The following is a 14,273-nucleotide window of genomic DNA, read 5'->3' on the forward strand; positions in this document are numbered from 1 at the left end:
CCGACGGGTCAGATCTGGCCGGCGGCGGCCTGCTGGGGCGCCGGCGCCTGCATGAGCATTGCGAGCAGCGACGCGATGCGCATGCGCTGCTCACGTCGATCGACAATCAGATCCACCGCGCCGTGTTCGAGCAGGAACTCGCTGCGCTGAAAACCCTCCGGCAGTGTCTCGCGGACCGTCTGCTCGATGACCCGCGGCCCCGCGAAACCGATCAGCGCCCCCGGCTCGGCAACGATCACGTCGCCCAGCATCGCCAGACTGGCTGACACACCCCCCATCGTGGGATCGGTCAGGACGCTGACGAACGGAACGCCGGATTCAGACAGGCGCTTGAGCGCGGCACTGGTCTTTGCCATCTGCATCAACGACAGGAGCGCTTCCTGCATGCGCGCCCCGCCACTCGCGCTGAAGCAGACCAGCGGACAGCGTGCCTCGCGTGCCTGCTCCACCGCACGGACGAATCGCTCGCCAACCACCGCCCCCATCGAGCCGCCCATGAAGCGGAACTCGAAGGCAACGGCAATCACCGGTTCGGCGGCGAGCGTGCCTTTCATCGCGACCAGCGCGTCACGCTCGCCGGTGGTCCGCTGCGCTTGCGCGAGCCGGTCCTTGTAGCGCTTGGTGTCCTTGAATCGAAGGGCATCGACGGGCTGCAGATCGGTACCGATCTCCTCCTGGCCCGCCGCGTCAACGAAGACTTCGAGGCGCCGGCGGGCACCGATGCGCATATGCGCGGCGCACTTCGGGCATACCTCGAGATTGCGCTCGAGTTCGGGGCGGTAGAGCACCGCATTACAGGACTCGCACTTGGTCCAGAGCCCCTCGGGGATGCTGTGGCTGCGGCCGCCCTCGGTCCGGATCCGCGAGGGCATGAGTTTCTCGAACCAGCTCAAGGCGTGCGCTCCACCATTGGCGCATCCAGCCCCTGTCGCAACTCATCGGTGATGGCATGGATCGCGTCGCCGATCGCCGCATCGTCACCCACATTCTCGGCGATCCGCGAAACGATGGCGGTGCCAACGACCACCGCATCAGCGACCTGCCCCAGACGCGCCGCATCGTCGCCACTGCGCACACCGAAGCCCACCCCAACCGGCGTCTGGGTGGCTTCGCGAATGGTGTCCACATGGCTGCCCACATCATCGACATCCAGCGTGCCGGCACCGGTGACGCCCTTCAGTGAGACGTAATAGACGAACCCGCGGGCCTGATCACAGATGGCGTTGACGCGCTCCATGCGGGTGGTTGGCGCGATCAGCCAGATGGGGTCGAGGTCATGCTCGGTCAGCGCCGCAACGAATTCATTGCCCTCTTCCGGGGGCAGATCCACCGTCAGCACGCCATCGACACCGGCCGCGGCCGCATCGCGGGCGAATGATTGATAACCGATCTGCTCGATGGGGTTGAGATAGCCCATCAACACCACCGGCGTATCGTTGTCCGTGCGCCGGAATGCGCGGACCATTTCGAGCACGCCGGCGAGTCCCGTGCCGTTCTCGAGTGCCCGATCGCAGGCGGACTGGATCACCGGTCCATCCGCCATGGGATCGGAGAACGGCATGCCGACCTCGATGATATCGGCACCGGCACTGACCAACCGATGCATGATCGGCACCGTCGCCCCGGGGTGCGGATCTCCGCCGGTGACGTAAGTGACCAGCGTCTTGCGCTGCTCGGCGCGGCGCTGGGCGAAGCGATATGCAATGCGACTCATAGATTCATTCCCTCTACCTCGGCCACGGTGTCGATATCCTTGTCGCCGCGTCCCGAGCAGTTGATGACGATCACCTGGTCCGGCCTCATCCGCGCGGCGAGCTTCTCGGCATAGGCGATGCCATGGGCGGTTTCCAGCGCCGGGATGATGCCCTCCAGACGCGCCAGTCCGTGGAATGCCGCAAGCGCGTCGTCATCATCCACTGCCACATAGCGCACACGCCCCGTGTCCTTGAGCCAGGCATGCTCAGGCCCGACACCGGGGTAATCGAGACCGGCCGACACCGAATGGGTCGGCATGATCTGGCCGTCCGCGTTCTCCATCAGATAGGTCCGATTCCCGTGCAGGACGCCCGGACGCCCCGCCGACAGGGGGGCTGCGTGACGCTCGGTCTCGACACCCTCACCCCCGGCCTCGGCCCCATAGATCTCGACACCGGTATCACCGAGGAAAGGATGGAACATGCCGATGGCATTGGAGCCGCCACCCACACAGGCAACCAGCGCGTCCGGCAGGCGCCCGTGCTGCTCCAGGCACTGCTCGCGGGTCTCGCGGCCGATGACGGCCTGAAAGTCGCGCACCATCTCCGGATAGGGATGCGGACCCGCGACGGTGCCAATGATGTAGAAGGTGTCATCGACGTTGGCGGCCCAGTCGCGGAAGGCCTCATTGAGTGCGTCCTTGAGGGTACGGGTTCCGGACTCCACGGGTACCACAGTCGCCCCCATGAGGCGCATCCGGTAGACATTGACCGACTGCCGCCGGACGTCCTCGGCCCCCATATAAACAATGCACTCGAGACCCAGCCGCGCGCAGACCGCTGCCGTGGCGACACCATGCTGGCCGGCACCGGTCTCGGCGACGATCCGGCGTTTGCCCATGCGGGAGGCGAGCAGCGCCTGCCCCATGGTGTTGTTGATTTTGTGCGCGCCGGTGTGGTCGAGGTCTTCGCGCTTGAGGTAGAGCTGCGCGCCACCGACCTGCTCGGTCCAGTGCCTGGCGAAGTAAAGCGGCGTGGGCCGACCGACGTAATACTGCAGATCTGCATAGAGCTCGGCCTGGAACTCCGGATCCGCCCGAAAGCGTGCGTACGCCGACGCGAGCTCTTCGAGTGGCGCCATGAGGAGCTCGGGGACGAAGCGCCCGCCATAGGGGCCGAAATGCCCGAGCGGGTCGGGAAACTCGCCGAAATCGGCGGGGGCTTCAATCGCCTGAATAACGTTGGACACGATGGACCTCTTCAATAAAGGCGGCGACAAGGCGCCGATCCTTGATCCCCGGGGAAGACTCGACACCGCTGCTGCAGTCGACGCCCCAGGGCCGAATGGTTTGAACGGCTTGCGCGACATTATCGACGCGAAGCCCGCCGGCGACGATGATCCGGTGACTGCCGGGTAGCGGCTGCCCCCAGTCGAACGCCTCGCCACTGCCACCGGCGGCACCCGGTGGGTGGCCATCGAGCAGCAGACCAGCCGCCTGGGGATGGTCCCGGGCGACCGCCCAGGGATCGCCCCCCGCCATCCCGATTGCCTTGAGGTAGCGGTGACCGAATCGCTCACAGAACCCCGGCGTTTCGCTGCCATGGAACTGCAGCAGATCCAGCGCGACCTGCGAGATCACGTCCCGGACCCGCTCGGCATCGGCGTCCAGAAACAACCCCACCGCGGTGACCATGGGCGGCAGCGACGCGACAATCCGCGCCGCCTGATCCACCGTCACGCAGCGTCGACTGGGCGGATGGAACACCAGCCCGATGGCATCCGCGCCCGCCTCGGCGGCCATCACCGCGTCCTCAGGCGTTGTCACGCCGCAAATCTTTACCCGGCAACGCACATTCATATCCTACCCGTCGCCCCACGCCGGGGCAAAAATCGGTCCAGCGGGTGGATCGGGCAGCCCGAACCGCGCTGGATACCGCACGCCGACCATATATAGACCCGCTGCCGGCGCGGTAATTCCCGCCCGGCGACGATCCCTTGCCGCGAGCACACCGCCGACCCAGTCCACCGACCGCTCACCAGCGCCCACCGGCATCAGCGTACCAACGATGTTGCGGACCATATGATGGAGGAACGCGTTCGCCTGTATATCCACCACCACCAGGCCCTGGCGTCGCCTCACGGTCAGCGTTTCGACCCGACGCAACGGATGCTGGGCCTGGCACGCCGAGGCGCGGAAGCTGCTGAAGTCATGCTCACCGAGCAGTGCCTCGGCGGCCTGCTGCATCGGCCCCGCATCGAGCGCCCGGAACGTCCAGCCGACGCGATCGCGTAATAGCACCGGGCGCTCGGGACTGTCGATGAGCAGATACCGATAGGCCCGCGAGACACCGCTGCGCCGGGCATCGAACCCGTTACCCGGATGGGCCACCCAGCGCACACCGATATCAGCGGGCAGATGCGCATTCACGCCCTTGACCCAGGCGCGATCGGGGCGTGATGCATCGGTGTCGAAATGCACGACCTGCTCGCAGGCATGCACGCCGGCATCGGTACGCCCCGCAGCCACGGTCTGGACGGGATGACAGGCAACCGCACTCAGAGCCTGATCGAGCCGTACCTGCACCGAATCGGCATGACGCTGACGCTGCCAGCCACTGTAGCCACTGCCGTCATATTCAACGCCGATCGCGAGTCGGGTCATGCCTGGAACAGCGGATAATCCGGCGAGAGCATCCGCCCTTTGGCGGCAATCCGCTGCCAGCGCACATCCTCCGGGTCGTTGATCTGTGCCTGCAGGACATGCGCCTCCGACTCGAACCCCGCCTGATCCTCCCGCATGGCCAGCACATCGAGCAGCTTGAGCCGCAGATCGACGCTATCCGGCTCCTCCCCCAGGGCCTCGTCGAGCACCGACTGCGCCCCATGCAGCTGACCATAGGCGATCAGCTCACTCGCCCTTTCGAGTGGATCCCCGGGGGCCTCGTCGAGTGGTCGCACCCGCGTCTCGCCCAGCGATGGCTCGGCGGCCACTGGTCCGGCGGCGACATCACTGCGTGAGGGCTGCCAGTGCGGCGGCATGGCCGCAGCGGCGGCTCCCTGACGGGCACGTCGCCGCCGTATTCGGAACAGGACGAGCATCAGCAGCAATGCGACGCCTCCCAGCGTCCACTGGGCCCAGGGCGCTCGCAGTGTGGCACGCGGGTTGGCAATGGCAGCACGGGCCTCATCCATCAGCCAGGCCCGGACCATGGCCGCCGTTACCGCATCGGCGCGCTCCTCGACGGCCGTGGCGGCGGTCGGAGCGGCAGATGCCGTCGGACGCGATGCCGGCACCGACTGCGCCAGCAGCCCCTCCAGCCGTTGCACATCGGACTGCAGCTGCGCGAGCGTTTCCTGAAGGGACCGGTTCTGCGCGCTCAGCGATTCATTGGACGTCTCCAGGCGATCCAGCTGCGCCTCCAGCGGCGCCAGGGCCTCATTGACCCGTGCATCCCGCTCCGCCGGTGTGGGCTGTGTTGCCGCGGGATCCGCTGGAAGCAGCGCCAGCATCGGACGGATATCGCTCACGGGTTCCGGGGATTGCGGGGGTTCCGATGGCTCTGGCGCCTCTGGGGCCTCGGGAGCCGACTCCTCCACCGCCTGTGGTCGTTCGCCGGTCCGCCATGTCCGCTGCTGGGCCAGCACGCGTTCGGTGGCGGTCGCCTCATCCGGGAACCGGAGCGCATCACCCCGGGGCACAGTCAGAAAAGCATCGCGTTGCAGGGCATTGACGTTGTCGGCGTTGAAACTGGCCGGATTCTCGGCCAATAGCGACAGCATCATCTGGTTATTGGTGACCGCTTGCGGACGCAGCTGCTCGGCAATGCTGTAGAGCGTATCGTCGCCCTCGGTGGGTCCGTAACGGGCCGTCGATGACGCGGTGCCCTGCAGGGCCACCCCATCGCTTTCCACCCGGTAGCGGCGCAGGACCCGGCCCTCCGACCAGCGCAGTCGCACCAGAAACTCGAGCGCCGGGCCGTCCGCCGCCAACTCCGGCGGATTCGCCGTCGTCACCTGGATATCATCAGTGGCCGCTCCGCCGCGCGTCAGCATCAGGCCGGGCGGCAGCGCCGACGGGTTGATACCGGCCTCGGCATGGGCACGGTCGCCGGCGAGATCGGCCTGTACCCGATCCAACGACATACCGCCGGCATCGATGATCGGGATACGGCCCGATAACGGTGCACCGGGTTGCGATTCCAGCGCCAGATCGCCCAACTGCAGTGCCCATGCTGAAGGCAGGGCCATCAGCCACAGGACGGTCAGGACGACCGCGCGGCGCATCAGTCTGCCACCAGCAACCGCAGCATCCGCCGGAGCGGTTCGGCAGCCCCCCAGAGCAGCTGGTCCCCGACGGTGAACGCAGAGAGGTAGTCATCCCCCATGGCGAGCTTGCGCAGTCGGCCGACCGGGATATCCAGCCCCCCACTGACCGCCGCCGGTGTAAGCTGCCGCTGACTGGCGGCTGGTTCGTTGGGCACCACCTCAACCCAGTCGTTGGCCTCGCCGAGCATCGCTTCAATGTCGGCGAGCGGGACATCCCGGCGCAGTTTGATCGTCAGCGCCTGGGCATGCGAGCGCATCGCCCCGACCCGGACACAGAGCCCATCGATGGGCAGCGGATTGGCATGGCGGCCAAGGATCTTGTTGGTCTCCACCCCTGCCTTCCATTCCTCGCGACTCTGACCGCTGCTCATGGCCTGGTCAATCCAGGGAATCAGGCTGCCCGCCAGCGGCACACCGAAATGATCGGCGGGATAGTCCGCGCCCTGTAACGCCATGCTGACATCGCGGTCGATATCGAGGATCGCGCCCGAGGGATCATCCAGACGACTGCCGGCGGCATGGTGCAGGTAGCCCATCTGCCGCAGGAGTTCACGCATGTGCTGAGCGCCGGAGCCCGACGCGGCCTGATAGGTCATCGGCGAAATCCACTCGACCAGATCGTGCTCCAGCAGTCCGCCAATGGCCATCAGCATCAGGCTGACCGTGCAGTTGCCGCCGACAAAGGTCCGCACCCCATCGTGCAGTCCCTGGCGGATGACACCGTCGTTGACCGGATCCAGCACGATGATGCTGTCGTCGGCCATGCGCAGCGTCGAGGCCGCATCGATCCAGTAGCCACGCCAGCCGGCCCGACGCAGATCGTCATACACTGCGCCGGTGTAGTCACCGCCCTGGCAGGTCACGATGATATCCATCTCCGCGAGAGCGTCGATTGAATGGGCATCGCGGAGCTCGGCCACCGGCTTGCCAACATCGGGGCCGGGCCGACCCGTCTGGGATGTCGAGAAGAAGACCGGCTCGATGTCGGCAAAGTCATGCTCGCGGCGCATGCGGTCCATGAGCACTGAGCCCACCATGCCGCGCCAGCCGACGAAACCTACCTTATGCATGAATATCCCCCAAAAAGAATCGAATGAGTCGCTAGCGATCAAGCGCGTTGACGACCGCGTCGCCCATCGCCCGGGTCCCGAGCGCCTGGGCCGGATCAGCCGCCAGATCGGGGCTGCGCCGCCCCGCGGCAAGCACGCGCCCGACCGCCCGCTCGACACGATCGGCGAGCGCGCCCTCGTCGAGGCTGTAGCGAAGGAGCATGGCAACGGACAGCAGCGTCGCCAGCGGATTGGCGACTCCCTGACCGGCGATATCCGGGGCCGATCCGTGAACCGGCTCGTAGAGCCCCCGCCCCCCGGCATCGAGCGAGGCGGATGGCAGCATACCGATTGAGCCGGTCAGCATCGCCGCACAATCCGAGAGCACATCACCGAAAAGATTGCCGGTGACAATGACATCGAACTGTTTCGGATCACGCACCAGCTGCATCGCGGCATTGTCAACGTAGAGGTGACTGAGCTCGACATCGGGATAATCCGGCGCGATGGATGTCATCACCTCGCGCCAGAGCTCACTCGACTCGAGCACGTTGGCCTTGTCCACCGAGCATAGCCGTCCGCCGCGCCGCGACGCCGCCTGAAAAGCGGCCCGGCCGATGCGTTCAATCTCATCGGCCCCATAGACCAGGGTATTAAAGCCCTCGCGGATGCCATCGTCGCGGGTCCGCAGTCCGCGTGGCTGACCGAAATAGATCCCCCCCGTGAGCTCGCGGAAGATGAGGATATCAAGGCCGGCCACGACATCCGGTCGCAGGGATGAGGCATCCACCAGCTCAGGGAACAGTATCGCCGGTCGCAGATTGGCGAACAGGCCCAGCGCCGAGCGGATATTGAGCAACCCCGTCTCCGGGCGTTTGTCCCGTGGCAGTCCGTCCCACTGGGGACCGCCGACGGCGCCCAGCAGGATCGCATCCGCGGCCTCGGCGAGACGGCGGGTGGAAGCCGGGAACGGCTCGCCTTCCGCGTCCACCGCACACCCCCCCAGGTGGGCATACTCGAGCGTGGCGTCCAGACCGTAATCATCGATCAGGGCCTGGAGGAGTCGATCCGCCTCGGCCACGATCTCGGGGCCGATGTGATCGCCGGGCAGCATCAGGATCCGGTGGGTCATGTCGGTTCCACGTCGCTGAACAACCAGGGCGTGACCTGGCGCTGACGCTGCTCGTAGGCACGGATCTCGTCGGCGTGCTCGAGGGTGACTCCAATCTCGTCGAGTCCTTCCACCAGCATGTGTTTGCGGTGGGGATCGATCTCGAACGCATACCGGGTGCCATCCGGCGTTGTCACCGACTGCGATGGCAGATCGACCGTGAGCGCGTACCCCGGCTGCGCCCAGGTAGCCTCAAACAGCGCCTGGACCGTCTCGGCCGGCAGCGTCAGCGGCAATATCCCGTTCTTCGAGCAGTTGTTGTAGAAGATATCGGCAAAACTCGGCGCGATCAGCACACGAAAACCGAAGTCCGCCAGTGCCCAGGGCGCGTGCTCCCGCGATGAACCGCAGCCAAAGTTGGCGCGGGTCAGCAGGATGCTGGCGTCCTTATAGCGGGACTGATTGAGTACAAAATCGCGGTTGAGCGGGCGCTCACTACACTCCTGCCCCGGTTGCCCCTCATCGAGATAGCGCCACTCATCAAACAGGTTCGGGCCGAACCCCGTCCGGTGGATCGACTTCAGGAACTGCTTGGGAATGATCGCGTCGGTATCGACATTGGACCGGTCGAGTGGCGCGACCCGGCCGTTGACTCGGGTGAGTGGTTCCATCGCCTACTGCTCCAGCTCTCTGACGTCGACAAAATGCCCGGCAACGGCCACTGCCGCCGCCATTTCGGGGCTCACCAGATGGGTGCGGCCGCCGCCACCCTGGCGCCCCTCGAAGTTCCGGTTCGAGGTCGAGGCACAGCGCTCGCCGGGGCTGAGCCGATCGGGATTCATGCCCAGGCACATCGAGCAGCCGGCGTCACGCCATTCAAACCCGGCCGCCTTGAACACCTGGTCCAGCCCTTCCTGTTCGGCCTGCCACTTCACCAGCCCCGATCCCGGGACGACCATCGCCTCGCGGATCCCCCGCGCCAGGCGTTTGCCGCGCAGGATACGGGCCGCCGCCCGAAGATCCTCGATGCGGGCATTCGTACAGGAGCCGATGAAGATCTTCTCCGGTCGGATCTCGCGGATCGGTGTACCGGCGGTCAGCCCCATATACTCCAGCGCCCGTTCCATGCCGGCACGCCGCGTCTCATCGGATTCCGCCGTTGGATCGGGCACCACTCCATCCACCGGAACGACCATCTCCGGTGATGTTCCCCAGGAGACCTGCGGCTTGATCTCCGAGGCATCCAGCGTGACGACCCGATCGAATTCGGCGTCATCGTCACTCACCAGCGTTCGCCAGTACGCCTCGGCCTGATCCCACATCTCGCCTTTCGGCGAATATGGACGGTCGCGGAGATATTCGATGGTCGTATCATCCACCGCGACCATACCGCAGCGGGCACCCGCCTCGATGGACATGTTGCAGATCGTCATCCGCCCGGACATAGGCAGGGATCGGATCGCCTCGCCGCCATACTCCACGGCGTAGCCGGTTCCGCCGGCAGTGCCGATCCGGCCAATGATCGCGAGCATGATGTCCTTGGCCGTGACACCCGGTCCCGGGCGGCCATCGACACGGATCAGCATGCGCTTCGAGCGCGCCTGCACCACGGTCTGCGTCGCCAGCGCATGTTCGACCTCAGAGGTGCCGATACCAAACGCCAGCGCCCCCAGCGCACCATGCGTGGAGGTATGCGAGTCGCCACAGACCACTGTCATCCCGGGCTGCGTCGCGCCCTGCTCGGGACCGATGATATGCACAATGCCCTGCCGTCGATCCATCAGCCCGAACTGGGTGATGCCATATTCACGGCAGTTATGACCGAGGGTCTCGACCTGTAGCGCGGAGATCGGATCGGCGATACCGTTGGCGCGGTCGGTGGTCGGAACATTGTGATCGACCACCGCGAGATTGGCATTGACCCGCCACAGGGGACGGTCGGCAAGCCGCAGGCCCTCGAACGCCTGCGGCGAGGTCACCTCATGCACCAGCTGCCGATCGATGTAGAGCAATGCGGTCCTGTCGCCGTTATCGCGGACGACGTGGGCATCCCAGAGTTTGTCGTAGAGGGTTTTACCGCCCATCAGATCCTCTCGTGCGGCCATACGGATATTTCTGAAGACAGTATACGCCCCCCGCTCGCGCCGGTTAAGCGCGCGCCGGATACAACCGCTCTCGGGCCGGCACGACGATAGCGGCGGTCATCGCGGCCAGCGCGGCGACCCCGGCCGCCAGGTAGAAGGTCTGTGAGCCACCGGCGGTATCCCAGAGGTTACCCGCCACAAAACTCCCCAGCGCGACGCCGGCGCCAAAGGTCATGCTGCTGTAGATCGCCTGGCCGCGGCCCTGCAGACGACCGGTGAAATATCGATGGATCAGCGAAATCGCCGACGCATGATAGACACCATAGGTCGCGGCATGGAGCAGCTGGGCCAGTCCCTGGGTCGCGGCCACCTCAGGGAAACGCGCGACCAGCAGCCAGCGCACGACACCCAGCGTCATGGCGATTGTCAGCAGCCGACGCGGACCGAAACGGGGCAGCCAACGGGGCATCAGCAGGAATACCGCGATTTCGGCGATCAGCGCGATGGCCCAGAGCAGACCAATGGCCGTTGCGCTATAGCCATACTCCTGGAGATAGATGCTGTAGAACGCGAAGAAGGGACCATGGCTGACCTGCAGTAGAAAACAGGCGATCAGCAGACCAAAAACCGACGGCTGCCGCAGCACCGCCAGCAACCCACCCGCGTCACTGGAGTGATCGCCCTCATCGGCCTGCGGGACCGTCAGACTCACCAGTGCCAGGAGGGTGAACAGCCCCATCAGCACCAACGGCACGATCTCCACGCCAATCCGGTCGATGCCCTCACCCACGGCCAGCACCGATACCATGAAGCCCACCGTCCCCCACACACGGATGCGCGGATAGCGGTGCGTCTGACCGACAAGATGGTTCATGGTATTGGCTTCGAACTGCGGCATCGCGGCGTGCCAGAAGAAACTGAAGCCGATCATCACAACCGCCATCCAGGCGAATCCGCCGCCGGGCAGGAGCACCCCGGAGAAGACGATCAGTGCCGCCATGCAGGCCATCCGGATAACCACGATCCGCTGGCCGGTGTGATCCGCCACCCAGGCCCAGAGATTCGGTGCAATGATCTTGGTGCCATGCAGCAGCGCGATGAGCGTCCCGATCGCCGCCGCTTCAAACCCCCGCGCCTTGAGATACGGCCCCCAATAGGGCGACAGCACACCCAGCACCCCGAAGAATGCCAGGTAGAACGCCGACAGACGGACATAGGGAAGCGCCACGCCGAGACCCCGCGCTCAGTCGTCGACGCGGGCCGGGATCACCGGCGTGCCGGAATCGACATCGGCGTTCTGGCCACGATGACGCAGATAGTGATCCATGAGCACCAGCGCCAGCATCGCCTCGGCGATCGGCGTCGCACGAATCCCGACGCAGGGGTCGTGGCGTCCAGTGGTCACGACTTCCTGCGGATCACCATGGATATCCACCGACCGCCCCGGAATACGGATGCTCGATGTCGGTTTGAGGGCCATGCGGGCGACCACATCCTGACCGGTGGAGATACCGCCGAGGGTCCCGCCGGCATGATTGGAGAGAAACCCCTCGGGGGTGATCTCATCACGATGCTCGGTGCCCTTCTGCGCGGCGCTCTCAAAGCCCGCGCCGATTTCGACACCCCGAACCGCATTGATACTCATCAGCGCATGGGCGATATCCGCGTCGAGCCGATCGAACACCGGCTCGCCCAGTCCCGGTGGGACGTTGCGGGCCATCACACCCACTGAGGCGCCCACGGAGTCGCCTGACTTACGCAGCCCGTCCATATACGCCTCGAGTTCGGGGAGACGTTCCGGCTGACCACAGAAAAACGGGTTGGTATCGACACTCGCCCAGTCCTCGAGCGCAAGCTCGATAGAACCAAGCTGACTCAGCCAGCCGCGGATCTCGATGCCGAGTCGCTCGAGGAGGTATTTACGGGCGATGCCCCCAGCGGCGACGCGAACAGCCGTTTCCCGGGCGGACGAACGGCCACCGCCGCGGTAGTCCCGGGTGCCGTACTTTTGCCAATAGCTGTAGTCGGCATGCCCGGGGCGGAACAGCTCGCTGATCTTGGAGTAATCCTTGGATCGTTGATCCATGTTCTCGATGAGCAGACCGATCGGCGCTCCGGTCGTCTGACCCTCGAACACGCCCGACAGGATGCGGACTTCGTCGCCCTCGCGGCGTTGCGAGGTATGCCGGGAGGTACCCGGCTTACGCCGGTCGAGATCGCCCTGCAGATCGGCTTCGTTGATCGCGAGACCCGGCGGACAACCATCGACTACCGCCCCCAGAGCGGGGCCATGGCTCTCGCCGAATGTGGTGACCGTAAACAGTCGGCCAAAGGTATTTCCGGACATGTCCGTCAGTCGTCTCCATCAAAGGGTGGCAATCAGCGGGCGGCGAAGGCGCTCCGCAACGTACTGGCATCGACGGCGAAAACGCCCTGTCCACCCCGCTCGAACTCGAGCCAGGTGACCGGCAGACCGGGGAAGGCTGCCTCAAAGGCGTCCACGCCATGGCCGATCTCGGCGATCAGCATCCCCTGATCAGTGAGCCGCTGTGCGGCCTGCGGCAGCAGACGCCGGACCGCATCGAGGCCATCGTCGCCGGCGGCGAGGGCCGCACGCGGCTCATGTCGATACTCGGGCGGCAGCGCCGCCATCGCCTCTGCATCGACATAGGGCGGATTGCTGACAATCAGGTCAAGCACTGGTTCCGGCGCGAGGGCATCGAGCAGATCCGAGGACTGTACATGGACCCGTTCCGCGACGCCGTAACGAACCGCGTTTTCACTCGCCCAGGCCAGCGCCGGTGGCGCATTGTCGAGGGCCTCGACCTCCGCGTGTGGCAGCGCCAGCGCCGCGGCGATCGCAATGCAGCCGCTGCCGGTCCCGACATCGGCGATACGCGTCAGCCGACCGGGATCGACCCACGGCGCGAACCCCGCCTCGATGAGCTCGGCGATGGGTGAGCGTGGAATCAATACCTGTTCATCGACGCCGAAGGCGAGCCCGCAGAACCACGCCTCGCCAAGGATATAAGGCACCGGACGACGGTGCGTGACGCGCTGATCAATGCGCGCGAGCAGCAACTCCCGCTCGTCGGCGGTCAATGCACAACTGAAGTACACCGAATGCAGATCAGGCGGTAGATGCAACGAGCCCAGAACCAGCGCCGCCGCCTCATCAAGCGCGTTGTCGGTGCCATGTCCATAATGCAGGCCCGCCGCCTGAAAGCGGCTGGCTGCCCAGCGGATGAAGTCACCCAGGGTGCGCAGTGCGTCGGTCGCCGTACCATTCATAGGATCAGTTTATCAGGCTCTTCGGGTCATGAACGCCGCCGGGAATGGCATAATGGGGCTTATGAGGATTGGATCAGGCCTTCGACTCTTCGCGCTGGTGGCAGTGGTGATGGCCATCGTGGCCGCGGCCGCCACGGCTCTATGGCCGGAGAACGCCATTGGACCCGGCCAGGATACCGGCGTTGCCGTGGGCACCGTACTGCCAGAGGCCCGCGAGTTGCCCGCGGTCACCCTGACTGACCATCAGGGTGAAAACTGGACCCGTGAATCCCTCAAGGGTGAGTGGCAGTATCTGTTCTTCGGCTTCACGAACTGCCCGGATGTCTGCCCCCTGACGCTGGCGACACTCGCCGGGGCCCTGGATCAGCTCAAGCAGTCGCAGGCGGCGGTGGTTCCCGGCGTGGTCTTTGTCAGCGTCGATCCACAGCGCGATACGCCAGCCGCCATGAAAACCTATGTGGAGCACTTCAACGACGACTTCGTCGGCGTGACCGGCGAGCGTGCGGCAATCGATCGGCTGACCGAAGCGCTCGGCATCAGTTACACGCTCCACGAGCCTGGCGAAGACGGCGACTACGCGGTCGATCACAGCGCGGCCATTCTGCTGATCGATCCCCAGGGACGGCTCCGGGCCCTCTGGCAGCCGCCCCACGGTCGCGACGTCCTGGCCAAGGAATTCCGCCAGATCCGCAAACGGTTTCCGTCGGCATAACATGT

General features: G+C 65.5%; 14 protein-coding genes. 1 reads left to right on the top strand and 13 read right to left on the bottom strand.

All coding sequences use genetic code 11. The annotated features are described in order from the left end of the window. Nucleotides 1-8 precede the first annotated feature (8 nt). The 13 genes from accD to prmB form a co-directional block, all read right to left on the bottom strand. On the bottom strand, nt 9-893 hold the full coding sequence (accD, locus tag SPICUR_RS07130; protein WP_023367538.1) for an acetyl-CoA carboxylase, carboxyltransferase subunit beta: 885 nt from the start codon (nt 891-893) through the stop codon (nt 9-11). Further along, nucleotides 890-1,714: a tryptophan synthase subunit alpha gene (trpA, locus tag SPICUR_RS07135; RefSeq protein ID WP_023367540.1), complete on the bottom strand. Its 825-nt coding sequence runs from the start codon at nt 1,712-1,714 to the stop codon at nt 890-892. The genes accD and trpA overlap by 4 nt, the downstream gene beginning before the upstream one ends. Continuing rightward, entirely contained in the window at nt 1,711-2,943 is a 1,233-nt protein-coding gene (gene trpB / locus SPICUR_RS07140; RefSeq protein WP_023367542.1) for a tryptophan synthase subunit beta, read from the bottom strand. The genes trpA and trpB overlap by 4 nt, the downstream gene beginning before the upstream one ends. Next, a complete protein-coding gene (locus SPICUR_RS07145; protein WP_041382438.1) occupies nt 2,918-3,547 on the bottom strand; it encodes a phosphoribosylanthranilate isomerase in 630 nt (209 codons plus the stop codon). Before SPICUR_RS07145 ends, trpB begins: the two co-directional genes overlap by 26 nt. A 9-nt stretch (nt 3,548-3,556) precedes the next feature. Further along, complete coding sequence (truA, locus tag SPICUR_RS07150; protein ID WP_023367546.1) at nt 3,557-4,357, bottom strand: tRNA pseudouridine(38-40) synthase TruA; 801 nt, start codon at nt 4,355-4,357, stop codon at nt 3,557-3,559. Beyond that, on the bottom strand, nt 4,354-5,979 hold the full coding sequence (locus SPICUR_RS07155; RefSeq protein ID WP_023367548.1) for a type IV pilus assembly protein FimV: 1,626 nt from the start codon (nt 5,977-5,979) through the stop codon (nt 4,354-4,356). Before SPICUR_RS07155 ends, truA begins: the two co-directional genes overlap by 4 nt. Further along, nucleotides 5,979-7,091 (bottom strand): aspartate-semialdehyde dehydrogenase, encoded by a 1,113-nt coding sequence (asd, locus tag SPICUR_RS07160; RefSeq protein ID WP_023367549.1) that lies wholly within the window; start codon nt 7,089-7,091, stop codon nt 5,979-5,981. Before asd ends, SPICUR_RS07155 begins: the two co-directional genes overlap by 1 nt. 31 nt (nt 7,092-7,122) lie before the next feature. After that, the gene (leuB, locus tag SPICUR_RS07165; RefSeq protein ID WP_023367551.1) at nt 7,123-8,202 is read right to left on the bottom strand and encodes a 3-isopropylmalate dehydrogenase; all 1,080 of its coding nucleotides are present in this window, start codon (nt 8,200-8,202) and stop codon (nt 7,123-7,125) included. Beyond that, on the bottom strand, nt 8,199-8,852 hold the full coding sequence (gene leuD / locus SPICUR_RS07170; RefSeq protein ID WP_023367553.1) for a 3-isopropylmalate dehydratase small subunit: 654 nt from the start codon (nt 8,850-8,852) through the stop codon (nt 8,199-8,201). Before leuD ends, leuB begins: the two co-directional genes overlap by 4 nt. A gap of 3 nt (nt 8,853-8,855) precedes the next feature. Further along, a complete protein-coding gene (gene leuC, locus SPICUR_RS07175; protein ID WP_041382440.1) occupies nt 8,856-10,265 on the bottom strand; it encodes a 3-isopropylmalate dehydratase large subunit in 1,410 nt (469 codons plus the stop codon). Nucleotides 10,266-10,329: 64 nt separating this feature from the next. Then, nucleotides 10,330-11,493, bottom strand: a complete 1,164-nt coding sequence (locus tag SPICUR_RS07180; protein ID WP_023367557.1) for an MFS transporter — start codon at nt 11,491-11,493, stop codon at nt 10,330-10,332. A gap of 15 nt (nt 11,494-11,508) precedes the next feature. After that, nucleotides 11,509-12,612, bottom strand: a complete 1,104-nt coding sequence (gene aroC, locus SPICUR_RS07185) for a chorismate synthase (RefSeq protein WP_023367559.1) — start codon at nt 12,610-12,612, stop codon at nt 11,509-11,511. A gap of 32 nt (nt 12,613-12,644) precedes the next feature. Further along, nucleotides 12,645-13,556 (bottom strand): 50S ribosomal protein L3 N(5)-glutamine methyltransferase, encoded by a 912-nt coding sequence (prmB, locus tag SPICUR_RS07190; RefSeq protein WP_023367561.1) that lies wholly within the window; start codon nt 13,554-13,556, stop codon nt 12,645-12,647. 61 nt (nt 13,557-13,617) lie between these two features. Between prmB and SPICUR_RS07195 the strand changes: the two genes are divergently transcribed. Then, a complete protein-coding gene (locus SPICUR_RS07195; RefSeq protein ID WP_041382441.1) occupies nt 13,618-14,268 on the top strand; it encodes an SCO family protein in 651 nt (216 codons plus the stop codon). The last annotated feature ends 5 nt before the right edge of the window (nt 14,269-14,273 follow it).

It is taken from the genome of Spiribacter curvatus, from assembly GCF_000485905.1.
Classification (GTDB): domain Bacteria; phylum Pseudomonadota; class Gammaproteobacteria; order Nitrococcales; family Nitrococcaceae; genus Spiribacter; species Spiribacter curvatus.

What these genes read in the sequence shown, in the direction of transcription:
- truA (WP_023367546.1), bottom strand. Translation starts at nt 4,357, where the DNA reads ATGACCCGACTCGCGATCGGCGTTGAATATGACGGCAGTGGCTACAGT.
- prmB (WP_023367561.1), bottom strand. Translation starts at nt 13,556, where the DNA reads ATGAATGGTACGGCGACCGACGCACTGCGCACCCTGGGTGACTTCATC.
- asd (WP_023367549.1), bottom strand. Translation starts at nt 7,091, where the DNA reads ATGCATAAGGTAGGTTTCGTCGGCTGGCGCGGCATGGTGGGCTCAGTG.
- leuD (WP_023367553.1), bottom strand. Translation starts at nt 8,852, where the DNA reads ATGGAACCACTCACCCGAGTCAACGGCCGGGTCGCGCCACTCGACCGG.
- SPICUR_RS07155 (WP_023367548.1), bottom strand. Translation starts at nt 5,979, where the DNA reads ATGCGCCGCGCGGTCGTCCTGACCGTCCTGTGGCTGATGGCCCTGCCT.
- trpA (WP_023367540.1), bottom strand. Translation starts at nt 1,714, where the DNA reads ATGAGTCGCATTGCATATCGCTTCGCCCAGCGCCGCGCCGAGCAGCGC.
- aroC (WP_023367559.1), bottom strand. Translation starts at nt 12,612, where the DNA reads ATGTCCGGAAATACCTTTGGCCGACTGTTTACGGTCACCACATTCGGC.
- leuC (WP_041382440.1), bottom strand. Translation starts at nt 10,265, where the DNA reads ATGGGCGGTAAAACCCTCTACGACAAACTCTGGGATGCCCACGTCGTC.
- SPICUR_RS07195 (WP_041382441.1), top strand. Translation starts at nt 13,618, where the DNA reads ATGAGGATTGGATCAGGCCTTCGACTCTTCGCGCTGGTGGCAGTGGTG.
- leuB (WP_023367551.1), bottom strand. Translation starts at nt 8,202, where the DNA reads ATGACCCACCGGATCCTGATGCTGCCCGGCGATCACATCGGCCCCGAG.